General features: G+C 60.1%; 19 protein-coding genes and 1 tRNA gene. 4 read left to right on the top strand and 16 right to left on the bottom strand.

All coding sequences use genetic code 11. The annotated features are described in order from the left end of the window. Nucleotides 1-151: 151 nt before the first annotated feature. Nucleotides 152-997, top strand: a complete 846-nt coding sequence (locus EI293_RS10180) for a universal stress protein (protein ID WP_125437249.1) — start codon at nt 152-154, stop codon at nt 995-997. A 12-nt stretch (nt 998-1,009) separates the two neighbouring features. Here the strand turns inward: EI293_RS10180 and EI293_RS10175 are convergent, their stop codons facing one another. The 4 genes from EI293_RS10175 to EI293_RS10160 form a co-directional block, all read right to left on the bottom strand. Continuing rightward, nucleotides 1,010-2,302: a hypothetical protein gene (locus EI293_RS10175; RefSeq protein ID WP_125437247.1), complete on the bottom strand. Its 1,293-nt coding sequence runs from the start codon at nt 2,300-2,302 to the stop codon at nt 1,010-1,012. A 133-nt stretch (nt 2,303-2,435) separates the two neighbouring features. Continuing rightward, a complete protein-coding gene (locus EI293_RS10170) occupies nt 2,436-4,235 on the bottom strand; it encodes a M61 family metallopeptidase (RefSeq protein ID WP_125437245.1) in 1,800 nt (599 codons plus the stop codon). 108 nt (nt 4,236-4,343) lie between these two features. After that, on the bottom strand, nt 4,344-4,595 hold the full coding sequence (locus EI293_RS10165) for a hypothetical protein (RefSeq protein ID WP_125437243.1): 252 nt from the start codon (nt 4,593-4,595) through the stop codon (nt 4,344-4,346). Nucleotides 4,596-4,601: 6 nt separating this feature from the next. Continuing rightward, the gene (locus tag EI293_RS10160) at nt 4,602-4,802 is read right to left on the bottom strand and encodes a hypothetical protein (protein WP_125437241.1); all 201 of its coding nucleotides are present in this window, start codon (nt 4,800-4,802) and stop codon (nt 4,602-4,604) included. A 91-nt stretch (nt 4,803-4,893) separates the two neighbouring features. On the opposite strand from EI293_RS10160, the gene EI293_RS10155 reads away from it, so the two are divergent. Beyond that, nucleotides 4,894-5,448 carry an SMP-30/gluconolactonase/LRE family protein gene (locus EI293_RS10155; RefSeq protein WP_125437239.1) on the top strand — a complete coding sequence of 185 codons (555 nt, stop codon included), beginning with the start codon at nt 4,894-4,896 and terminating at the stop codon, nt 5,446-5,448. A 74-nt stretch (nt 5,449-5,522) separates the two neighbouring features. Here EI293_RS10155 and EI293_RS10150 read toward each other — a convergent pair whose 3' ends face one another. Further along, entirely contained in the window at nt 5,523-5,873 is a 351-nt protein-coding gene (locus EI293_RS10150) for a DUF3140 domain-containing protein (protein WP_125437237.1), read from the bottom strand. A gap of 174 nt (nt 5,874-6,047) precedes the next feature. On the opposite strand from EI293_RS10150, the gene EI293_RS10145 reads away from it, so the two are divergent. Further along, entirely contained in the window at nt 6,048-7,349 is a 1,302-nt protein-coding gene (locus tag EI293_RS10145) for a flavin monoamine oxidase family protein (RefSeq protein WP_125437235.1), read from the top strand. 87 nt (nt 7,350-7,436) lie between these two features. Here EI293_RS10145 and EI293_RS10140 read toward each other — a convergent pair whose 3' ends face one another. From EI293_RS10140 to EI293_RS10095, 10 genes are all read right to left on the bottom strand, one after another. After that, entirely contained in the window at nt 7,437-7,799 is a 363-nt protein-coding gene (locus EI293_RS10140) for a hypothetical protein (protein ID WP_125437233.1), read from the bottom strand. Nucleotides 7,800-8,083: 284 nt separating this feature from the next. Then, nucleotides 8,084-9,091 (bottom strand): aspartate--ammonia ligase, encoded by a 1,008-nt coding sequence (gene asnA, locus EI293_RS10135; protein ID WP_125437231.1) that lies wholly within the window; start codon nt 9,089-9,091, stop codon nt 8,084-8,086. A 469-nt stretch (nt 9,092-9,560) separates the two neighbouring features. Then, complete coding sequence (locus EI293_RS10130; protein ID WP_125437229.1) at nt 9,561-10,274, bottom strand: PD-(D/E)XK nuclease-like domain-containing protein; 714 nt, start codon at nt 10,272-10,274, stop codon at nt 9,561-9,563. A 232-nt stretch (nt 10,275-10,506) separates the two neighbouring features. Further along, nucleotides 10,507-11,526, bottom strand: coding sequence for an NADP(+)-dependent, decarboxylating phosphogluconate dehydrogenase (locus tag EI293_RS10125; RefSeq protein WP_262706518.1), 1,020 nt, complete (start codon nt 11,524-11,526; stop codon nt 10,507-10,509). 54 nt (nt 11,527-11,580) lie between these two features. After that, nucleotides 11,581-12,201 carry a cyclase family protein gene (locus EI293_RS10120; RefSeq protein WP_125437225.1) on the bottom strand — a complete coding sequence of 207 codons (621 nt, stop codon included), beginning with the start codon at nt 12,199-12,201 and terminating at the stop codon, nt 11,581-11,583. A gap of 112 nt (nt 12,202-12,313) precedes the next feature. Further along, nucleotides 12,314-14,959: an MGH1-like glycoside hydrolase domain-containing protein gene (locus EI293_RS10115; protein WP_125437223.1), complete on the bottom strand. Its 2,646-nt coding sequence runs from the start codon at nt 14,957-14,959 to the stop codon at nt 12,314-12,316. Between the two features lie 109 nt (nt 14,960-15,068). After that, on the bottom strand, nt 15,069-15,887 hold the full coding sequence (locus tag EI293_RS10110; RefSeq protein ID WP_125437221.1) for an SDR family oxidoreductase: 819 nt from the start codon (nt 15,885-15,887) through the stop codon (nt 15,069-15,071). Nucleotides 15,888-16,066: 179 nt separating this feature from the next. Beyond that, a tRNA-Lys gene (locus tag EI293_RS10105) sits at nt 16,067-16,142 on the bottom strand. Nucleotides 16,143-16,421: 279 nt separating this feature from the next. Further along, nucleotides 16,422-18,161, bottom strand: a complete 1,740-nt coding sequence (locus tag EI293_RS10100) for a M3 family oligoendopeptidase (protein ID WP_125437219.1) — start codon at nt 18,159-18,161, stop codon at nt 16,422-16,424. Between the two features lie 266 nt (nt 18,162-18,427). Beyond that, nucleotides 18,428-19,537, bottom strand: coding sequence for a ferredoxin--NADP reductase (locus tag EI293_RS10095; protein ID WP_125437217.1), 1,110 nt, complete (start codon nt 19,535-19,537; stop codon nt 18,428-18,430). Between the two features lie 181 nt (nt 19,538-19,718). Here EI293_RS10095 and EI293_RS10090 point away from each other — a divergent pair, with 181 nt between their 5' ends. Then, complete coding sequence (locus EI293_RS10090) at nt 19,719-20,438, top strand: peptidoglycan DD-metalloendopeptidase family protein (protein WP_317127210.1); 720 nt, start codon at nt 19,719-19,721, stop codon at nt 20,436-20,438. Nucleotides 20,439-20,550: 112 nt separating this feature from the next. Here EI293_RS10090 and EI293_RS10085 read toward each other — a convergent pair whose 3' ends face one another. Continuing rightward, a complete protein-coding gene (locus EI293_RS10085) occupies nt 20,551-21,699 on the bottom strand; it encodes an ABC transporter permease (protein ID WP_246010604.1) in 1,149 nt (382 codons plus the stop codon). Nucleotides 21,700-21,716: the final 17 nt, after the last annotated feature.

The raw sequence follows: 21,716 nt of genomic DNA, 5'->3' as shown, positions 1-21,716 counted from the left end.
CAAAGCGCTGGTTATCAGTCACGGAAATTGTATATCGAACTTATTCACACCTTGCATTAAACGACTATTTTATTTACCTTTTACAGCTTCCAAATCTAACCTGGCATTCTACTGCCGAGGCCGGCAGGGCTGTCTTCACTCCCACACCACCATGAAAAACCTGCTCGTTCCCACCGATTTTTCCATGGAGGCACACTATGCTTTTGAGGCGGCACTGCAGCTGGCCCACCGCAGCGGCGGCTACGTAACGCTGCTGCACGTAGTAGATGCCCCACCGGCCGCCGGCATTGCCACTTCAGGCGGCATGATGGTCGGTGATGGTCTGGGTAACGTGTACATGATTAAGCTGCTGCAGGCCACCAAGCGCCGCATGCACGAGTGGATGGCCGAAGCCCGCCGCCTGATGCCCGACGTGCCGGTGCGCGACCTGGTGGTAACGGCCGAATTCGAGCCCGCCGTGCTGGAAATCATCCGGGAACACCACATCGAGCTGGTGGTGATGGGCGTGCATGAACACACCTCCTGGACGCGGTTTTTCCTGGATTCGCACACCGAGCAGGTCATGCGGGCGGCTCCCTGCCCGGTGCTGACCATCAAGCAGCCGGCCCCCGATTTCCGGGTGCAGCACCTGGTTTTCGCCTCCGACTTCACCGCCGAGGCCGACCGCGCCGTGCCCGGCCTGCGGCAGTTGCTGCAGCTGTTCCCGGAAGCCACCCTGCACCTGCTGGACGTGGTGCCCTCCGCCGACCGCCACGGGGCAGCTCTGCACGCCATTGAGGATTTCGCCCGCCGTCATCAGTTCACGCACTACGAGGCCGAGGTGTTCGACGCGCCCCGGGTAAGCACCGGCATTCCGCGCTTCGCCGAGCTGGCCCACGCCGATCTGGTGGTGATGCTTACCCACGGCCGTTCCACGCTCAGCCACCTGTTCCAGAGTAGCACCTCCGAAGCCGTGGCCCTGCACGCCCCCCTGCCCGTCATGACGGTACATGCCTGACCCGGAACCGGCCTAACGAAGCGTATGGTCCGGCACCAGCAGGAGCTGATTGGCGCCCTGCTGCAGCGCCACAGCCTGCTGCCACGTCTTCAGCCGACGAACGTCGCGCAGCAGCGGCAGCAGTTGCCAGGTGGTGCCGCTGTTGCTAGTGGCCATTACCTGGCCGTCTTCGGTCAGCAGATACCCCTTGCCGGTGCCGGGCACGAAGGCCACCTGCCCGAAGCTCTGGGCCTGAGGCACGGCATACGGCTGCCAGCGGCCCTGCGCAAAGCGCAGCAGCTGCCGGGCAGGCAGTGGCACGTAGCGCAGTATTCCTTTGGAGAGACGCGGCTTGCGGTTGTCCAACGTGGCCCACAGCTCGCCGGTATCGGCTTGGGCCAAGGAAGTGACTTCCACGGTATCGGGCAGGTCGAGCAGGCGGTAGGGCGGACGCAGCGACACGGGCAGCGCGTAGATATTGCCAGCCGTGGCGCTGACTTCATCAGGCGGAATAGTCGGCATCCGGTCACTGCCAAAGATGAACAGTTGCTCCCCGGTAGCCGAGAAGCTGAAGCCCCGAATGGCCCGGTGGGCCGACAGCCCGTACGGACGCGCCGGGGTATTGCGGGCCAGCTCGGGGCTGATGGTGGAATCCTGCCCGTATATCCAGACGTCGCCATCGGCGTGCATGGGGCTGCGGGTGCCTTCATGGGGGTTGGCGTACGTGCCCACCAGAAAGTTCCGGCCAATAGCCGTGAGGGCGGTGACGTAGAAATTGGTTGGTATCTGCTGGGTTTCCCAGTTGGCCCCGGCCGTTTGGGTCAGGGCAATGAAGGCCGTTTGGCCCTTGTTGGCGAAGTACGTATGCCCACCGGAAGATGTCTTCAACGCATTGCGGCGAAGATGCGTCACGCCTTCCGAGGCCGGATCGGGCGTACGGTACTGCTGCCACGCCCGGCTGCACCCGAACACCAGGCCGCTCAGCAGTAGCACGCTCGCCACACCGGCCCCGCGCCGCCGCCCAGCCCCGGACCGACGTAGCATCAGCCCCAGCCCCAGCACCACCGGCAGCAGAACCGCCGCGCCCATGCTGCCCTGCTGCATCGGCAACGCCGTCGGCCGGAAGTTACCAGCTACGGCCCCGTGCGTGGCATCCAGAAAATGAAACTGCGTTACCGTGAAGCTGGCGGGCGTCGGGACCAGTTCGGTGCGGTTGCCCCGGAACCGGTAGAGCTGCCCGCCTTCGGCCAGCACGTAACCGGAGGAATCGGTGAGAAATTGGAAATCCTGAATGCGCTGGATGGCTTCGAGCGTAAAGACACGCATAGGGAGATAAGAAATACGGGTGCATAGCGGCTAATGAGCCGACAAACATACTCGCATTTGCCCGTAAGCAAACATCCCCCGCTGCCACGGGGGTAACGGGGGATGCGGAACGGATATGGGCTGAGCCGGGTGGCTACAGATTCTTCAGCCACACTTCCCGCAGTGCCAGCTGGGCGGGCGTAGCGGCGGCATTCTGGGCGAAAACGTAGCGCTTCACCTCCTCGGTGCTGCCCAGCTTCACGCGCACAACCTGCTCCTGGCCGTTGCGCACGATGGTGAGGGGCAGTTCGGAGCCGGGGGCGCGGCTGGCAGCACGGCGCAGGCCGGCGTAGTCGTTGCGCACGCCATCTACGGCCACCAGCTGGTCGCCTACCTGCACGCCGGCGGCGGCCACCGGGCCGGCCACGCGGGTGAAGTACACGCCCGCTTCGCGCGGAGCCAGCCCAATGGCCCCCACCGTGGCTATCTGCTTGCCGGTATGCTGGATGGGCGCGTACGTTACACCCACTTTGGCGTAGTACTCGGCCAAGGGCAGCGGCTCGGCATTCTGCACGTAGCGCTTGAAGAAGTCCCCGATTTCGGGGTAGGTGAGCTTGGTGAAGTCTTCGAAGAAGGTCTTCTCACTGAACGGCTTGTTGGGGCCGTATTGCTTGGCCAGCTGCAGCAGCACGTCGCGGAAGCCGCGCTTGCCGCCGCTCAACTCCAGCAGGCGCAGATCGAGGAGGCCGGCCGTGAGGGCCCCGCGCTGGTAAATGTTGCCGTACTGGCGCTGGCCCTCATCCGAAAACGAATTGAGGCCCAGGCGGCTGAGGCTGTAGGTGGTATCGGTGCGGGTACGGTCGTACTGCACTTTGTCGTGCAGCATGCTCAGGTAATCATCCAGGGGCACCAGGCCGCCGCGCAGCTGCATCATGTGCGAGGCCCACTCGGTGGTGCCTTCGTAGAGCCACAAATGCTCGGAGCCGGTGGGTTGCACGAAGTTAAACTGCTCAATTACCTCGGAGTGGATGTTGAGCGGCGTCATCACATGGAAGAACTCGTGGGCCGCAATGTCCACCACGCCCTGCGCCGACTCAGGCGTGAGTGGCTGCTCGGGCAGCACGTACTCGGAGCTGTAGGAGTGCTCCCAGGCCCCGGCCGAGCGGTCGGCGAAGTGGTAGAGGAAGGCGTAGCGCTGCACCGGCAACTGGCCCCCGAAGAAGCTCTGGGCGGCCGTCAGCATCTTCTGCATGTAGCCCAGCAGCGGCTCGGCCTGCACCTTATCGGTGGCCGAGTAGCAATACAGGGCCACATCGGCGTTGCCTAGCTTGGTGCTGGCTTCGGTGAGACGGCCCAGCAGAATGGGCGAGTCCACGGCGTGGTCGTAGCTTTTCAGGTGGTAGTAGCCGTCCTTATCGGCCTGTAGCACCGAGCCGGCTTTCCAGCCGCCGGGGTACTGCAGCTTCAGGCGCAGCGGGGCGGCCTGCATGCCCTGGGGGTAGCCCAGCAGCGTCTGGCCGTTAAGCAATGCGTGGTCCAGCTCCAGCGACGAGCCGCACATGCGGTAGATGCTGTGCTCCTTCACCGGCGTGTCCCAGGTTTCGGCAATGGTGTAGCGGATTTCGCGGGTTTTCTCGGGCTGACTGAGCTGCCACTGATTGGTGTTCAGCTGCTTTACTTCCAGGGCTTTGCCTTTGTCATCGAAGGCCTGAAAGTTGCTCACGAAGCGGCCCATGTCCATCACCTGGTAGGTGCCAGGCGCGGTGGCCGCAAACTGGTAGATGGCCTGGTCCTTTTTGAGCTTGGGCAGCTCCAGCTTCACCTGGAAGGCGTTGCTGTTAGTGGCCGGGTCCATGCTCACGGTGTAGGTCAGCTCCTTGGGGCCTTTGGCCAGGGCCGGCGCGGCCAGGCCCAGCAAAGCGGCCAGGGCGGCCGAACGGAAAATCGGGTTCATGCAGGGAAGATGGGGTGAAAAGAGGGCTAACAGACGCGGCCCGGCCCTAACCGTTGCGTTGGAGCCGGGCCGCGGGAGCCGCAAAGATTACCCAAAAATCGGGAGCGGTTACGGGAGCTTCATCCGGAACAGGCGGAACGGGTATTCCACCCGGTCCTGGCCGTTGTTCCACTTGGGCGTGCGCTCAATCTGGGCGGCGGTGAGGTAGAGGTAGCCGTCGGGGCCGAGGCCAAACGAATCGGGCCAGAGCAGACGCGCGTCGCGCACCACGGTTTCCAGGCGGCCGGCCGGCGTCAGGCGGCGCACGGCGTGGTGGGGCGAGTCGGTGAGGTACACGTTGCCGGCTGCATCGGCCAGCATGCCGTGCTAGATGCCCACCTCCCCTATTTCCTCTACCCGTGCCGCCAGCTCGTAATCATAGTCCTTCGGCTTCTTGGGGAAGGTCACCAAGATGCGGCTCTGTTTCAATACGGCTACTCCAATGGGCCGGCAACGGCCAAACTCAGCAACCGGCTCCAGCGTGGTGAGCGGCTGAAGCAACTGGGCGGAAGCAGCGGAAGAGAGCATAAGCAGGCAGAAAGTAGCAACAGTACACGGATTGGTTTTATAGCGAACAGCGTGGGTTTGACGGCAGACCGAAGCCCGTTGCTACGCGGCCTTGCAACGGAATGCGGCAACTCACCCCAACGGCTCCATCTACTTCACCGATCCGCCTTACGGCCTGCCCGATCAGGCGCGAAACACCGTGCGCGAGCAGCCCGGCAGCTATGTGTACCGCTGCAGTGCCAATGGCAAAGTCACCCGCGAAATCTTCGATCTGCTCTTGACCAACGGCGTGGTCCTGACGGCCGATGGCCGCACGCTTTTTGCTTCGCAGGCTGATTCCCTGCGGCCTGTGCTGATGGCTTATTCTGTGCAGAGCAATGGCAAGATGGGAGCCGGCCGGGTGTTTTTCGACATGCAGCCGCTGCCCCGCCGCCCCAAGGAAGTACCCGACGGCCTGAAAGTTGACCGCGCCGGCAACGTGTGGGCCGCGGGTCACGGCGGCGTGGTGGTTATTTCGCCCCAGGGCCAGCACTTGGGCACCATTGAGGTAGGCGAGGTGGTTTCCAACTGTGCCTGGGGCGACGACGGCAGCACGCTATATTTCACGGCCGGATCTTTCGTGTGCCGCATCAAAACCCTGGCGCAAGCTGTAAGCCGCAAGCCGTAAGCCACAAGCTGATGTCCTGTTACCAGCTTGGGGCTTGCGGTTTGCAGCGTACTGGAACTTGCAGCTCAACGGCACTACTTCTTTAGCGGGTCGTGGCCCCAATTCATCAATGAATAGCGCCAGCGCGAGGTTTCCACGTCGTTCTTGTCGTGCGGGCCCTGGGCCATGTGGCGGCTGATGTAGCGGTGTACTTTGTGCAGGTGAGCTTCGTCGTCGGCGGTGAGGTCGGCTTTCTTTTTGTGCAGAATCCGGACGATTTTCTCGCCCGAGTGGTGGCCAATACTGGTGCCGTCGCCACTGTCCTGCCCCACGGACTTCGACTCCTCGGTTTTCAGCCATTTTTCCAGTTCGGCGGCCGTCATGTTCACGTCTTTTTTGAAGTCGGCGTAGATGCCGTCGGAAGAGTCGTTTGCTTTGGTTGTCATGGTAAATATGCAAGAGGGAATAGATGAATCAGGTGCCCTGCAAGGCGTTTTCTCCAACGAAACCCGCCGTCGAGCCGTTGCCAGTCGGGCTGTATTTCCCCGAATCCTGTTACTACATTTTATCTCACCCTGGCGGCCCTTTCAGTACCGCGCAGGCCCGTAGCTTTGCCCCTTATGGTTGTTGACATACTTATTCTCGGAGCCGGAGCCGCCGGTTTGCTGGCGGCCCGCAACCTGGCCCAGGCCGGCCAGCGCGTAACGGTGCTGGAAGCCCGCTCCCGTCCCGGCGGACGCATCCAGACGCTGGCTGCCGACGCGGGCTTTAGTGCCCCCACGGAGGCCGGAGCCGAGTTTCTACACGGCGACGTGCCGCTGACCCGACAGCTACTCCAGGAATACGGCATCCCTTGGATTGATACCACCGGTACTACCTATGAGGTGACCGACGGGCAGGCCCGTACCGCCGAGTCGTTTCTGGATGACATGCCCCTGCTCCTGTCAACGCTGCACCGCCTGCCGCACGACATGCCACTCGCGGAGTTTCTGGCGCAGTATTTCCCCGGCGACGACCACCAGACGCTGCGCGAGCAGGTCATCCGCTTTGCCGAAGGCTATGATGCTGCCGATGCCCACCGGGCCAGCTGCTTCGCCCTCCGCGACGAGTGGAGCGGCAACGGAGCCGAAGATTCGCCCCGGCCCTTGGGTGGCTACGCAGGCCTCATCAACGGCTTGGTGTGGGAGCTGGAAGCCGCTGGCGGTCAGTTGCTGCTTGGTACTCATGCCCGTCTAGTCACCTGGCAACCAGGCCGCGCCGAAGTCCGGTGCCAGGACGGCCGGGTGTTTGCGGCCCCGCGTCTGCTGCTTACGGTGCCGCTGGGGGTGTGGCAGGCTGAAATGGACCAGCCCGGCTACCTTCCGCTGCGTCCCGACCTACCGGAACACCGCGCCGCCGCCCGGGCATTGGGTTTCGGCGCGGTTATCAAGTTTCTGCTTGAATTTACGGAGCCCTTTTGGGAACAGACCACTGCCGAAATCGGCCAGCCCTTGCCTGAGCTGGGCTTTCTGTTTTCCGACGCCGCTGTGCCCACCTGGTGGAGCCAGCACCCGGCCCAGCAGCCTTTACTTACGGGCTGGGTGGCTGGCCCGGCTGCCGCGCAGCGTCGTCACAGCTCTCCCGAGGAGCTGCTCACGGAAGCCCTCAGCTCATTGGCCTACCTGCTGCACACCACGCCCGCTTTCCTGCGGCAGCACCTACGTGCCCACCACATCATCAACTGGGCCGCCGATCCGCTGGCATTGGGGGCCTATGCCTACGCCACGGTCGGCGCCCCCGAGGCCCGCGCCATCCTGGCCGCGCCCGTCGCCGACACGTTGTTTGTAGCCGGTGAGGGCGTGTACGATGGCCCATACCTGGGCACCGTGGAGGCGGCCCTGGCGACCGGCGAAGCTGCGGCCCGGCAGTTGCTGCTACCGTAGTAGCGTGTGAATAATTACGAATAGAAAAGCCAACGGGCACCGCTATAGCAGCGGTGCCCGTTGGCTTTTCTATTCGTACTAAGTCAATTAATGACGGTCCCGGTCGTTGCGGTGCTGGGCTTCCCAGCGGGCTTTCTCGGCAGATGTCACGCGGTGACTTTTGCCGTAGCCGTAGTTGAAATCCTTGTCCCGACGGTCGTTGTCGTAGCGGCGGTCATCGTCGCGGCGGTCATAGCGGTGCTGTGCTTCCCAACGGGCTTTTTCGCTAGACGTCACGCGGTGCTTTTTGTCGAAGCCGTAGTTGAAGTCCCGGCTGTTGCGGTCATCATACTTGTTGTATTCTTTGCGGTTGCGGTCATCGTCGCGGTGGTCGGCCACGGGAGCTGCCAGCGAGGCGGTAGACGACAGGAGAACGAAGGCAGCGGCGAGGGAAAGCAGGGAGGTTTTCATGACTTGGGAAAGATGGAGAGTGAAAGAGAAACAGCCGTTTCCAGATCAGGAGCGAGCTTTTTTAAAGATTCAAGCGCTTGCCAGACCACTTGCAAGCGCAGTGCCGAATCCGGCCCAGCTGCTTCAGCAACGGGTTTTACTCTACCAATCCTTCGTTTTCTTCGTCTGTTTCTCGTTAATCATCCTTCCGAAATACAAACCAGCCACAAAAAAGGGCGGAGAAGCTACGGCCGCCAAACCTGCTTCCCCGCCCTGCTGCCGGAGGCAGCAATTTCCGGCCGCGCCTACAGCAGCCCTACGCCAGCCTCAGCCAGCTCGGCACGCACCGCGTCCGACCAGATACTTACCTGCACTTCACCGATGTGGCCTTTGCGCAACAGGAACATGCACACCCGGCTCTGCCCGATACCGCCGCCAATGCTCTGGGGCAACTCATCCTTCAGCAGCCGCGCGTGGAACGACAGTTCCTGCCGGTCTTCGCAGCCGCGCAGGGCCAGTTGGCGCACCAAAGCGTGCTTATCCACCCGAATCCCCATTGATGACACCTCAAACGAGGTTTGCAGCACCGGGTGCCACAGCAGAATGTCGCCGTTGAGGCCTCGGTAGCCACTTTCCGTTTCGGTGCTCCAGTCGTCGTAATCAGGGGCGCGGCCGTCGTGAGGCTCCCCGTGGCTTAGCTCACCCCCAATGCCCATCAGGAATACGGCACCGTACTGCTTCACGGCCTCGTGCTCCCGCTCTTTGGGCGTAAGCGCGGGATATTGCCTGAGCAGGTCCTCGGCGTGCAGGAAGGTGATTTTACCGGGCAGCACGGGCGTAATTTCAGGGTATTCAGCCGTTACGCGGGCTTCTGTCGTTTTCAGTGCCTCATAAATCCGCTCCACGGTATCCTTCAGAAACTCCGGCGTACGCTGTTCGGGGGTGATGTGCTTTTCCCAATCCCACTGATCCACGTAAATGGAGTGAATGGGTGAATAGTCCTCATCCGGACGCAACGCGCGCATATCGGTCAGCAGACCTTTACCTGCCTCAATACCCAACTCCTGCAGGCGCACCCGTTTCCATTTGGCCAGGGAATGCACTACCACTGCCCGACGCTCATCCAGTGCTTTGATGGGGAAGCCAACGGGCCGCTCAACGCCGTTCAGGTCGTCGTTGATACCCGTGCCATCCAGTACCGCAATTGGCGACGACACTTTACTGAGCTGCAACTGCGCGCTTAATTCGCGGGCAAAAACGTCCTTTACAAAGCCAATGGCTACTTCGGTTTTCAATAATTCCTGCGCGGTCATGAATTTATTTTTTATGGTTTTTCAGAAAGGTTTTATTTTCAAAAAGGCACACAGTTTTCCTGCTCCCTTATGGGAGTTTTTTGAAAACCGGAAAATTATCTATGCCTAAGAAGCAGGGTAGTTACCCGGTGGCCTTGAAAGCCGAACCGATACCGTAGGCACAAAAAAAGCCTTCCGATTGCGGAAGGCTTTAAAAGGAAATCAGTTAATGATTTACCGTTTCTCCAAAGGAGCAATAGCCTTCCAGTCCCGAATAAGATTATTATTCGATTTATTATTCTGGAGATTATTGCGGAAATGACGCATGGTCGAAGTCAGTTTTTCGTCAGATGTACTGCAAGTATAGCAGATGAAATTCAAACGACCAAAATTAGCCATGTTTATTTTCTCAAAGCAATTAATTATCGGAGTATTAATTGCGTGGTTTTATTGCGCTACGCCTTCTGTACGACTATTCGGACAAATACGTTTACTCTTCCCCCGTCAGGGCAGCCCGCACCTCGCGCACGGCCTGAACTACCGAAAGCGGCACCGGTGCCTCGGGTTGCAGCAGATGGAGCAGCCGCAGGTATTTGGCACGGCCTTCGTTGCGCAGCAGCGGCGGCACTTCGTACACAAACACCTTGAACGGCTCCACCTTCTGCACGCCCACCAGCAGAAACCGGTCAGCCTGCAGGGCATCGGCGTAGAAGGCGGCCTGCCGGTCGTAATCGTAGCCGGAACACTGCTCCACAAAGTGGTTATGGTCGCGGGCCATGGTGGTTTTGAAGTCCACTACGGTATAGGGCTGGCCGGGCTGGTCTACTACCAAATCGGCGCGGAGCTTGCAGAGCGTGTTGGTTACGGGTTCGGTGAAAATGCAGCTGGGCTCTGGGATACCATTTTCCAGCAGCGCATTCACTTCGGGGTTTAGCTTCACGCCTTCCACCATCCACCACACCAGCGTATCATTAATACCTGGCTCTCCGGGCTGGTACAGATCAGGCTCCAGCAGTGCCGTATGGAAGGCCGTACCGAGCCCGAGGGCACCGCCGATACTGGTGTGGGGCCGGGGGGGGCGGCCATTCAGGGCATCACGCAGGCGCGACAGGTCGGAGTTGGCAATGGCCGGCAGGGCGCGGTAATCATCGTAGGGGATGCGCAGCAGGTCGGGGCGGGCAGGGGTAGTAGTTGCTTCAGTCACGTAAAAAGAACAACGGAGCCCTGAAAAAGGCTCCGGAAAGAAAGGGCAAGTCGTTTTCGTAAGGGAGTATACGGTTTTTTTTTGAAACCCCGGGCAGCGGGCAATGCGCTGCTCCGGCTCCGCATACCTGCCCGGCGAATTCCTCCGCCCCCTCTCCTATGGGTACGGCTGTGGTTATTCGCTTGGCTGGTACGCGAAGCCGGCGCTTCGTGGCATCGTCTTCTGCTGCTCTCTACTGGGGGCTGCCAGGCTCCTGGTTGGCCCGTTCACCGGTTTCCGGCGGCATTTCGTACTCGCCCACGCGGCCGTACTGCCGTTCGCGCTGCAGGCCTTTGTCCTCGCCGTAAGGGTGGCCGCCGAAACCGTGGCGCATCATGGCAATGGATTTGGCCCAGGTAGGTTCTTTGTCGCGGGAGGTGAACAACTGCATGACTGACTGCGTGATGACCGGAATGGGCACTTCCATGTGCAAGGCATCGGCTACCAGCCAGTTCACTTCGCCGGTATCCTCAATATAGCTGGGCACGTTGAAGCCGCCTTCCTCGTCGTACATTTTCTTCATGAGCTCCACCAGCCAGCTGCGCACCACTGAGCCATTGTTCCAGAGGCCCAGAATGGCACTGATGTCCAGCTTTTCGCGGAAATGCGTGAGCAGGCCCATCCCCTCGCCAATGGCCTGCAGCATACCAAACTCGATGCCGTTGTGCACCAGCTTCACGTAGTGGCCGGTACCGGCGGGACCGGTGTGCAGAAAGCCATCGGGCACGGAGGTTTCCACAAAGAACTCCTTCAGCTGACTGACAGCCTCATCCTCACCTCCCACCATGTAGCAGGCCCCGGTACGCGCACCGCCAGGGCCCCCGCTGGTGCCGCAGTCAATAAAATACAGGCCCTGTTCCCGCAGGCGCGCCGCCCGCCGAATGGAGTCGCCCCAGTACGAGTTGCCGCCATCCACGATGATGTCGCCTTCTTCCAGATGCGGCTGTAGCTGCGCAATAAGCCCATCCACGGCGGCCCCAGCTGGAATGTAAAGAAACACCTTACGCGGCCGCTGCAGCTGCTTCACCAGCTCTTCGATACTGCCCACTACGTGCAGGTTCTCTGTTTCCAGATCCGGGCGCGGATGAATATCAAGACCTACTACTGGATACCCTTTTTCAGCCGCCTGACGGGCCAGACCGGCGCCCATTTTGCCCAGGCCAATAACTCCAATTTGCGTTTTGCTCATGTTGTTGAGGGGAAATTGTACGATGTAAAATTGAGCGGGTGGGATTGGGCAGGAAGGAGCGAGAAGACAAATACAGCCCTAGGCCGGCAGTTTTCGGACAATGACGCGGGCGGGGGCCCCATCAGCCCCCGCAATTTTCAGCGGCAGGCAAATCATGTCGTATTCACCCGGTTCCAGCTGTTGCAGGGCCAGGCCTTCGATGACACTTACACCCGCCTCCAACAGGATATGGTGGGTATCGGCAGGGCCCACGGAGAGGTAATCGACACCCACGCACACCACGCCCTGGTCGCGCAGCCAGGTGGCGGCATCGGCCCGCACCCGCACAAAATCGGGGTCGAAGGGCTGAGTAGCCCACTCACGGCGAGAGTTGCGGGTTTTGAACAGGATGCGGCTGCCGGCCCCCAGCTTCAGGTGTTCGATTTCGGCTTTGGTAATGAACTGCTCATGTTGAATTTCCACAACCAGCACCGGCCCTATCAGCGTCTGCAGGTCGAGGCGGGTAATGTCGTCGCCATCGGCCAGGAAGTGCAGCGGCGCATCTACGTGGGTAGCCGTATGGACGCTCAGGCTCATTTCCGTCACGTTGGCGGCGTCGCCGGCGACAATACTCAGCGTCTTTTTGATGTGAACCGGCGCATTATCAGGCCAGTAGGCCATGCCGTCGGAGATGGTGGTCGTAAGATCAAGCCAGGTCATGTGGGTTTGGGTTTTGGTGGCTGGTTTTCGGTTTTTTGGTTGGTGATTTTTAGTCGATCAATTCGGCTGACAACCAAAAACTGAAAACCACCAACCAAAAACCAAAACCCGTTTACTCTTCCAGAGGGCGGGGATGCAGCAGCTTGGCAATGAGGCCCGTCCAGCCGGTCTGGTGACTGGCCCCGAGGCCCGCCCCGGTATCCCCGTGGAAGTACTCGTGAAACAGCAGATAATCCCGGAAATGAGGGTCGTTCTGCTGTTGCTTATCCTGGCCGAAGCAGGGCCGCTGCCCCTCCGCGTTGCGCAGAAACAGGCTGGTGAGCCGCTCTGTGAGGGCCAGGGCAATTTCCTGCAGCGTACAGTAGCGGCCCGTGCCGGTCGGGTATTCCACCTTAAATTCGGGGCCGTAATAGTGGTAGAACCGTTGCAGTGACTCAATGAGCAGGAAGTTCATCGGCATCCAGACGGGGCCGCGCCAGTTGCTGTTGCCGCCAAATAAGGAAGTACTCGACTCGGCCGGCTCATAGCTTACCACGGCATTCAGTCCCCCTTCCCGCTGAAACACAAACGGGTGCTCCAGATGGTAGCGCGACAAAGCCCGCACGCCGTGCTCCGAGAGAAATTCAGCCTCATCCAGCATGCGGCGCAGCAACAGCTTCATGCGGTGGCCACGCAGCAACGACAGCAAATGCCGCTGGCCCTTACCCGGCTCCTGCCAACGGCTTACCAGGGCCGCCAACTCAGGGCGGTGGTCCAGAAACCAGTTGAGCCGACTCACGAAACGCGGCATTTCCTGCAAGGCATCCGTATCCAGCACTTCCACGGCAAACAACGGAATCAGACCCACCATAGAGCGCAGACGCAACGGAAACCGGCCGTTTTCGGGCGTATTCAGCACATCGTAGTAGAATCCGTCTTCATCATCCCACATATCAATCTGCTGCTCCCCCATATTGCCCATAGCATGGGCGATGTACAGGAAATGCTCGAAGAACTTGCTGGCCAGATCCTGGTACACGGGGTTGGTGCGGGCCAGCTCCAGGGCAATGCGCATCATATTGAGGGCGAACATGGCCATCCAGGCAGTACCATCGGCTTGCTCCATGTAGCCACCAGTAGGCAACGGGGCGCTCCTATCGAATACGCCGATGTTATCCAGTCCCAGAAAGCCACCCTCAAATACGTTGTGGTTGTGGCGGTCTTTGCGGTTTACCCACCACGTGAAGTTGAGCAACAACCGGTGGAACATGCTTTCCAGAAAAGGCGTGTCGCGCTGCCCTCGCTGTTTCTGGTCCATTTTATATACCCTCCAGGTAGCCCAGGCATGCACCGGCGGGTTCACATCTTCCAGCTTCCACTCATAAGCCGGCAACTGGCCGTTGGGATGCATATACCAATCCTGACACAGCAGCCGCAGCTGGTTTTTGGCGAAATCGACATCCACCATAGCCAGCGGAATGCAGTGAAACGCCAGGTCCCAGGCCGCGTACCACGGGTACTCCCACTTGTCCGGCATTGAGATGATGTCGGCGTTGTTGAGGTGAGGCCAGGTGTGGTTGCGGCCCTGCCGACGGTTGGCGGGCGGCTCGGGAAAAGCGGGGTCACCTTTCAGCCACTCCGCCACATCGTAGTAGTAAAACTGCTTGCTCCAGAGCATACCGGCCAGCGCCTGCCGCTGCACATTGCGGGCATCAGGGTTATCGATGCCGGTTTGCAGGGCCAGGTAATAGGAATCGGCTTCCGCTTTACGCTGACCAAGAATTGCGGCAAACTCCGCAAATGGGTCCTGCAGGCCCGGAGCAGCTAACCGCACCCGCACGGTGCGGCTTTCGCCGGCTGGTATGCTCAGTTGGTAATGCACCGCCACTTTGGTGCCCTGATGCGCCGGATTCACCGCTTCCTGGTGTCCGTGCAGCAGGTAGTCGTTAATACCATCTTTGCTGAATTCTGCCGCGTTGGGTGCCCCGTGCAGCCGCTGAGCATTGGTCTCGTTGTCACAGAACAGCAAATTGGCCGGCTGCTTATCGGGCTGGTCGTAGTAGAGTGCCAGCGGCGGCAGGCTGCTGTGGTCCACGTTTATGGCTCCAGCTTCCGTACTATCCAGCTGGGGCCGATAGGCAGCATAGCCCCATGCCCAGGTATTACGAAACCAGAGCTGCGGCAACACGTGTAGCGGCGCTTCCTGCGCCCCTCGGTTATACACCGTAATCTGCAGCAACAGGTCTTCAGGCCCGGCTTTGGCGTACTCCAGGAAGATATCGAAATATCGGTCCTCCTTGAAAACGCAGGTATCCGCCAGCTCAAACTCGGGTTTCTGACGGCCCCGGCGGGCATTTTCCTGTACCAGCCAGTCGTACGGAAAGGCGTGCTGCGGATACTTGTACAGCATCCGCATGTAGCTATGCGTGGGGGTGTTATCGAGGTAGTAATAGTGCTCCTTTACGTCCTCGCCGTGGTTGCCCTCCGGCCCGCTCAATCCGAATAGCCGCTCCTTGAGAATGGCATCCTGCCCGTTCCAGAAGGCAGGAGCCAGACACAGAAACTGCTTCTCGTCGCAGACACCCCCAATGGCATCTTCCCCCCACCGATACGCATAGCTGCGGGCCATGTCGTGGGTGGTGTACGTCCAGGGCTGTTCGTCGGCGGAGTAGTCCTCCCGCACCGTGCCCCACTGCCGCTCCGACACATATGGTCCGAACCGGTGCCATGCGGCCTGTCCGTCCCGGGCTTCCTGCTGCCGTTGTTGTTCCTCCGTCATCCTTGCTCAGTTACCAGTTGGGTGTTGTGAGTTGGTAGGTGCTGGTTATCAGTTGTCCATTTTCTGCTAACAACTAAAAACTGACAACAGGCAGCCAACATCTGCTACCTCAGCCGTTATCGGCGAAGCCCGGGTACAGGGTCATGCCGCCATCAGCAAATAGGGTGGTTCCCGTCACGTAGTCCGATTCGTCGGAAGCCAGCCATACGGCCACTTTGCCAATATCGGCGGGCTCCCCGATGCGGCCGTAGGGAATAAGGGTGAGCAGGCTTTTCTCTTCCTCCGGCGTGTCGCGGGCTTCCAGGTTAATGGGCGTGGCAATGGCACCCGGCCCGATGCTGTTCACGCGGATACGGCGCGGGGCCAGTTCCTGGGCCATACTTTTCATCAGCTGCATAATGCCGCCTTTGCTCACGGCGTAATTGACGTGGCCCGCCCACGGAATCACCTCGTGCACTGAGCTCATGCAGATAATCTTGCCCGTGGCCCGCGAAATTTCCGGCTGCGGACCCCGGCGCACAAACTCGCGGGCCGCTTCCCGGGCGCACAGAAACTGCCCTGTCAGGTTCACTCCCATTACATTTTCCCACTGTTCCAGCGTCATCTCCAGGAACGGGGCATCGTCCTGAATTCCGGAGTTATTCACCAGAATGTGCAACGTGCCGCACTGCTTCCGTATTTCGTCGAACATGGCCAGCACCTGCTCCTCCTTGCTAACATCGGCATGCACAGCAAAGGCTTTGCCGCCTGCCTGCTCAATTTCCTTCACTACTGCCGCCGCGCCGTCGGCACTATGCGAGTAATTCACAAAAACAGTCGCGCCTTCCGCAGCCAAAGCCAGCGCCACGCCCGCCCCGATGCCGGAGCTGCCACCCGTTACCAGGGCAATTTGATCAGTAAGTCGCTGCGGATTTTGGGGAGTTGCCATGTCGCTCAGGATAAAACGTTTCCCTACTAGACTCCCAAGCGTCCGCTTTAGTTACATGAATTTATAATGAAGCATTGATTGTCAATTGCTTACCTCTAAAATAATATGTTTACTGTCATGTAGCCGGCTGCCCGGTAGCCCCAAAAACAAAAAAGCCTTATCGCGTGCGACAAGGCTTTTGGTGATCCCGCTGGGATTCGAACCCAGGACCCATACATTAAAAGTGTATTGCTCTACCAGCTGAGCTACAGAATCATTTCCGCTTTCGTTAAGCCAATTGCTTTTCGGAAGGGAGTGCAAAAGTATAGGTCTTCTTTTTACTGTGCAACAGCACGGCTGACATTTTCACTAAAACCAGCTCTTATATAATTTATAACACTGACTTTCAGAATCTTATTTCTTACATATTTTTCTCATTTCACAGATTACCACTACTTGTAGCTACGACAATCTGTGAAACGAGCCCTCCCCCCATGAGGCAAGGCTAACCGCAACATCTGGCCAGCCCTGCCTTATGGTGAAGAGACAAGCCTGCTATAACTTCGCCATTTCGTCGCGCACAAAGTCAGCGAGAGTACGCAGATAAGAAGTACTGAAGTCGAAGCGGATACCGGCCGCAGCGTAGATTTCGCCGATGGGCGCGGTGTAGCCCAGAGCCAAAGCACGCTGGTAGCCGGCCAGGGCCGCCTGGGGGTTCTGGCGGAAGTTGCGCCACACGGCAATTGCCCCCAGCTGAGCCATGGCGTATTCGATGTAGTAAAACGGCACTTCGTAGAGGTGCAGCTGTTTCTGCCAGAGGTAGGGCTTCACGTGTTCCAGCCCCTGCCAGCTGACCGTGCGCTGGTTAAACTCATCGAAGAGCTGGGTCCAGCGCTGGTGGCGCTCCTGCTCCGTGTGCTGCGGATTCTCGTACACCCAGTGCTGAAATTTGTCGATGGTGGCTACCCAGGGAAAGGTTTCCAGCACGCTTTCGAGGTGGGTTTTCTTGGCCCGGCGCAGCGCGTCGGCATCCGTAAAGAATACGTCCCAGTGGTCCATACTGATGAGCTCCATGCTCATCGACGCCAGCTCAGCTACCTCGGAAGGTGGGTGCTTGTCGGCACTGAGCGGCAGGCGGCGCGTGAGGAAGCTGTGCACGGCGTGGCCGCCCTCGTGCAGCATCGTTACCACGTCGCGCAGGGAGCTGGTGGCATTCATAAAAATGAACGGCACGCCGGTTTCATCGAGCGGGTAGTTGTAGCCGCCGGGCGCTTTGCCCTTGCGGCTTTCCAGGTCGAGGTTGCCCATTTGGCGCATGGTGCGCAGGCACTGGCCCAGGAACGGGTCGAGGCGGTCGAATACCGTAACGGTTTTCTCCAGCAGCTCCTCCCCCGTTTCGAAGGGCCGCAGCGGCGGCTGACCGGAAGGGTCCACGTCCAAATCCCAGGGCCGTAGCTCGGCCAGGGCCAGATCCTGGCGACGCTCCAGGTCGAGGTCGTCGATGAGCGGCACCACGGTTTCGCGAATGGCCTGGTGGAAGTCAAATGTATCCTGGGGCGTGTAGTCGAAGCGGCCCAGGGCCGCGAACATATAGTCGCGGAAGTTGGCGAAGCCGGCATTTACGGCCACCTGATGGCGCAGGCCAATGAGGCTGGTAAACAGCTCATCCAGCGGCTTGGCATCCTGCAGGCGGCGCGCCTGAATGGCTTGCCAAGCCTGCTCGCGCACGGCGCGGTCGGGGTTCTTGAGGCGGTCGGCGGCGCGAGGCAGCGTAATTTCCTCCCCGTCCAGCGTCACCGTCATGGCCCCGGCTAGGGCGGCGTACTGCTGCTGCTGGGTGCTGATGTTGGTTTTGAGCGGAATGTTTTCGGGGCGGTAGATATCCAGGGCCTGCTTTACCGAGCGGATGAAGATGCGGTAGCGGGCCGGATCAAGACCTAGCAGAAACTCCGAGGCCATCATTTTCTCATTGAGCGCGTGGTCGTAGGGGGCCACGTTGGGCTCGATTTCGCTCACAAAGTACTGGAAGGCCTCGCTGCGGCTCTGGTCCTGGGTATCACAGGTCATGCGAATGTAGCGCCAGGCCAGGTCCTCGCTCAATACCGATTCCAGCTCCGAGCGGTTGAGCAGCCAGCGTTCCAGCTCCGCCGCCGAGGGAATAGCCCGGTCCCGCAGCTCCTGGAAATAGGGCTCAATGGCTGCCCAGTTAGTTACGGTGAAGGATTCGGGCAAAAAATGCCGGGGTGGGCGCTGGGTATCAGTCGCCAGATCGGCAGCGGGAGCTGAGTTGGTCATGAGCAAAGCAAAGAGGAGAAAGGCCAGCGAATGACCCAAAAGAATAGTATCGTAATCAAGCCGGAGAAGTTGGCTGGCAAGGCCAAGTTATCCTTCGGCTTTTCTGGAAGGCGGCCAGAACCGTGCCAGCCGTTACGCCGGCTCTTTCTGACAGCCCCGCAAGTGAACTTGCGAATGCAAAAAGCAAAAAGGCCCTCGAAACTGAACAGTTCGAGGGCCTTTTACAGCTAAAAAAATCAACCTGACAGGTTATTGGGCAGCCTTGCCTAGCCAATTTCGATTACCACGTCGCTGGTGAGCGGGTGGCCCACACAGGTGAGCACGTAGCCCTGCTTCATTTCGGAATCCGACAGGCCCTCACTCTCATCGAGGTGGACTTTGCCCGACAGACACTTGCCGCGGCAGGCGGTGCACAAGCCGGCCTGGCAGCTGTAGGGCAGGTCGATGTCCTGATCCAGCGCGGCCTCCAGAATGGTCTGGCTGGGCGACACGGCAATCTGGTACTCCGCACCCTCGTACTGGATGGTCACGTTGCGGGTCACGGACTGGCCCTCGTCATCGGCGGCCGACACATCGCCGTGGCCGTTAGGCTGGCCGGCAGCAGCTTCGGCCGAGTCGGCGGCGGCGACGAAACTCTCGCGGCGGATACGGTTGGCCGGTACGCCCAGCAGCTCCAAAGCGGCCTGCGCCTCCACCATCATGCCATCGGGGCCACAAAGGAAATACTCGGCCTGCGGGGCCGGAAAATGGTGGCGCTGCTCCAGAATACGCAGCAGCGTGGTGCGGTTGAGGCGGCCGGTGTGCTTGTGCTCCGCCGAAGGCCGCACGGGCTGGCTGAACACGTGCTCTACCTGGAAGCGGCCGGCGTACTGCTGCTCCAGCTGGCGCAGCTGCCCGGCAAAAATCACCGAATCCTCGTGGCGGTTGCCGTACACCAGCAATACGTGGCTCTGGGGCTCGTCGCGCAGCACGGCTTTCAGCATGCTCATGAGCGGAGTAATACCCGAGCCGGCCCCTACCAGCACCAACGAGCGGGACGCGCCTGGCTGGGGCGTGAGGGTGAAGTTGCCCAGCGGAGCCATCACTTCCAGCTGCTGGCCCACCCGCACGGTATCAAGCAGGTAATTGCTGACAAGGCCGCCCGTTACGCGCTTGACCGTAACGGCTAGGCGCGGAGCCTCGGAGGGCGTGCTGCTGAGCGAGTAGGCGCGGCGCTCCTTTTTACCCCCGGGGCCGCAGGGCAGAATCAGGGTTAGGAACTGGCCGGGCTGGCTGGCCACCGGCTGGCGGTCGGGCCGCTCGAAGTGAATGGTAACGGCATCAGGGGTTTCCTGGGTCAGCTCAACTACGTTCAGCGTCAGGTAGGGGCTACTCATAAGGCGGGAAAATATCCGGGAGGAATGGCAGAAAGCAAATCAGGCCACAAAAATACGGGATAATGTGGCGTAGGCAGTAGCTTGCCCCGCGTATAGATTTTTGGGCTGGGCCGGCCGGCGCAGTGCTGTAAGCGACAGGCCGCCCGCTCTGTTTTCGGTTTTGGCCTTGCCGGGACCTTGTTTGCGCGAATTTCATTCCACTGACCACCCGCTTATGCTTTCCGACCTGCTCGAACGCCACCAGCACGAATTTGCCCCCGTGCTGCCCGTTGACCTCAACGCCCCCGACGTGGCCCGCCTCGATTTCACTGCCGCCAACCCCTTGCTGCAGGATGCCGACCTGCGCGACACCCCTGCCTTCGAGGAACTGGTTTCCCGCTTGCTGGCCGCCCAGAACGCGCACATTGGGGTGGGCGGCTACTTGGAAAACCGGGTAATCTACCGCCGCAGCCCCGGCCTTTTCGGCGACCCGGCCGTGCCCGCCCGCTCTTTGCACCTAGGCGTGGATGTGTGGCTGCGCGCCGGCACACCGGTGCTGGCCCCGCTGGCCGCCGTAGTCCACAGCGTGCAGGACAACGACAACTTCGGCGACTACGGCCCCACCGTTATCCTGCAGCACCAGCTGGAAAACACCACGTTCTACACCCTCTATGGCCACCTCAGCCGCCGCGAAACTCTGCTGCTGCGCCCCGGCATGACCATTGAAAAAGGCGACACGTTCACGGAAGTAGGCCCCGCCCCTGAAAACGGCGACTGGCCGCCCCACCTGCACTTCCAGGTTATAGCCGATCTACAGGGCCGCTCCGGCGACTTCCCCGGCGTAGGCCTAGTAGAGGAGCGCACCCAGTGGGCCGCTTTGTGCCCTGACCCAAATCTGGTGTTGCAGAGCCGGTGGCTGTAAAGTTTTAGCCCGCAGAAGGCGGAGTGTTTAGCGCAGAGGGCGCAGAGTCGTTGAACGATTCTGCGCCCTCTGCGCTAAACACTCCGCCTTCTGCGGGCTAAAGCCGCCTGAGTTAATCGAACTTAATAGCCACCACGGGCTTGATCCGCGAAATCAGATAGGTTGGAACCAGTACGGCCAGCAGGGAAGTCAGGAACGTAGCGGCGTTGAGCACCAGAATGATGGTGGGGTCCCAGTGAATCGGCACCCGGTCCATGTAGTAGTTCTCGGGGTCGAGGGGGATGGGATGGAAGAAGTACTGGATGGCGCAGAAACCCAATCCGATGAGGTTGCCGTAGAGCATGCCCCGCAGCGTAAGGCTAAGGCCCCGGAAGAAGAACATGCTCCGGATCTGATTATCGGTGGCCCCAATGGCCTTGAGCACCCCAATCATGTTGGTGCGCTCCAGAATCATGATGAAGATGGTGGCCACCATGTTAAACGTGGCCACGAAGATGATCAGGATGAGGAAAATCACCACGTTGCGGTTCAGCAGTTGCAGCCAGTCGAATAGCTGGGCGTACTGGTCCGTAATTTTATCCAGCTTGAGGTCGTAGCGTAGGTTCTCGTACAGGTTATCGGCGACGGGGTCGAGGCGGTTGAAGTCCTTGAGCGTGACCTCCATGCCGCCTACCAGCGAATCGGGCCAGGCGTTGAGCTGGCGGATCTGGCCGATGTCGCCGATGACGTAGGCTTCGTCGAACTCGTCGAGGCCAGTCTGGTAGATGCCGCTGACGGTGAACTGGCGCACCCGAGGCGGCGTCTGGATGAAGTAGAACAGCGCTTTGTCGCCGGGCTTGAGGCGCAGCTTGTCGGCCACCTTGCGCGAGAGCATGATGTCGTTGCTGGCGGCCGTATCGGAGAAGCTGATGAACTTGCCGGCCACGAGGTTCTTGCGCATTGGCGACTGACCGGCCTTCTCGTCGATGCCTTTCAGCACCACGCCCAGCACCTCTTCCTTGGTTTTTATGATGGCCGTTTTGCGGGCGAAGGGCTGCATGGAAGCTACCTGTGGATTGCGCCGCAGGTCCTGCACCAGCCGGGGGCCGGCAATAGGCTCTACCTCCAGAGAGTTGTTGGTATCGTACTTGCTGATCTGCAGGTGCGAGCCGAAGGAGAAGATCTTATTCTGAATTTCGTTGCGGAAACCCTCCAGAATGGCAAACGACACCACCATCACCGCCAAACCCATGGCAATGCTGATGATGGCTATCTTTGTCACCGACGAGGTAAACGAAC

The sequence above is a fragment of the Hymenobacter perfusus genome, assembly GCF_003944765.1.
GTDB classification, from domain to species: domain Bacteria; phylum Bacteroidota; class Bacteroidia; order Cytophagales; family Hymenobacteraceae; genus Hymenobacter; species Hymenobacter perfusus.
This window is presented reverse-complemented; position numbering and strand designations above follow the sequence as displayed.

Coding starts and splice junctions, on each gene's coding strand:
- EI293_RS10180 (WP_125437249.1), top strand. CDS start 152: ATGAAAAACCTGCTCGTTCCCACCGATTTTTCCATGGAGGCACACTAT.
- EI293_RS10175 (WP_125437247.1), bottom strand. CDS start 2,302: ATGCGTGTCTTTACGCTCGAAGCCATCCAGCGCATTCAGGATTTCCAA.
- EI293_RS10170 (WP_125437245.1), bottom strand. CDS start 4,235: ATGAACCCGATTTTCCGTTCGGCCGCCCTGGCCGCTTTGCTGGGCCTG.
- EI293_RS10165 (WP_125437243.1), bottom strand. CDS start 4,595: ATGCTGGCCGATGCAGCCGGCAACGTGTACCTCACCGACTCGCCCCAC.
- EI293_RS10160 (WP_125437241.1), bottom strand. CDS start 4,802: ATGCTCTCTTCCGCTGCTTCCGCCCAGTTGCTTCAGCCGCTCACCACG.
- EI293_RS10150 (WP_125437237.1), bottom strand. CDS start 5,873: ATGACAACCAAAGCAAACGACTCTTCCGACGGCATCTACGCCGACTTC.
- EI293_RS10145 (WP_125437235.1), top strand. CDS start 6,048: ATGGTTGTTGACATACTTATTCTCGGAGCCGGAGCCGCCGGTTTGCTG.
- EI293_RS10140 (WP_125437233.1), bottom strand. CDS start 7,799: ATGAAAACCTCCCTGCTTTCCCTCGCCGCTGCCTTCGTTCTCCTGTCG.
- asnA (WP_125437231.1), bottom strand. CDS start 9,091: ATGACCGCGCAGGAATTATTGAAAACCGAAGTAGCCATTGGCTTTGTA.
- EI293_RS10120 (WP_125437225.1), bottom strand. CDS start 12,201: ATGACCTGGCTTGATCTTACGACCACCATCTCCGACGGCATGGCCTAC.
- EI293_RS10115 (WP_125437223.1), bottom strand. CDS start 14,959: ATGACGGAGGAACAACAACGGCAGCAGGAAGCCCGGGACGGACAGGCC.
- EI293_RS10110 (WP_125437221.1), bottom strand. CDS start 15,887: ATGGCAACTCCCCAAAATCCGCAGCGACTTACTGATCAAATTGCCCTG.
- EI293_RS10100 (WP_125437219.1), bottom strand. CDS start 18,161: ATGACCAACTCAGCTCCCGCTGCCGATCTGGCGACTGATACCCAGCGC.
- EI293_RS10095 (WP_125437217.1), bottom strand. CDS start 19,537: ATGAGTAGCCCCTACCTGACGCTGAACGTAGTTGAGCTGACCCAGGAA.